Annotated in this window: 1 protein-coding gene; it reads left to right on the forward strand. The window is 57.7% G+C overall.

Going from position 1 to position 428, the window contains the following annotated elements:
* Positions 1 to 428 (forward strand): SufD family Fe-S cluster assembly protein (locus FJV41_RS55985; protein ID WP_438616799.1); only part of this gene is annotated, 428 nt, incomplete at both ends.

A 428-nucleotide genomic window follows, 5' to 3' on the forward strand; every position in this document is an offset into this window, starting at 1 on the left:
AGGTGGCGGTGGACGCGATATTTGACTCGGTGTCGGTGGCGACCACCTACCGAGAAAAGCTGGCCGAGCAGGGGATCATCTTCTGTTCTTTCGGCGAGGCGATCCACGACCATCCGGAACTGGTGAAAAAGTATCTGGGCACCGTAGTGCCGGGGAATGACAACTTCTTTGCCGCGCTGAACGCCGCAGTGGCTTCGGACGGCACCTTTATCTATGTGCCGAAGGGCGTCCGCTGCCCGATGGAGCTGTCGACCTATTTCCGCATCAACGCCGAAAAGACCGGGCAGTTTGAACGCACCATTCTGGTGGCCGATGAAGGCAGCTACGTCAGCTATATTGAAGGCTGCTCGGCGCCGGTGCGCGACAGCTATCAGCTGCATGCCGCGGTCGTTGAAGTCATCATCCATAAAGACGCGGAAGTGAAATAC

It is taken from the genome of Myxococcus llanfairpwllgwyngyllgogerychwyrndrobwllllantysiliogogogochensis (genome assembly GCF_006636215.1).
Classification (GTDB): domain Bacteria; phylum Myxococcota; class Myxococcia; order Myxococcales; family Myxococcaceae; genus Myxococcus; species Myxococcus llanfairpwllgwyngyllgogerychwyrndrobwllllantysiliogogogochensis.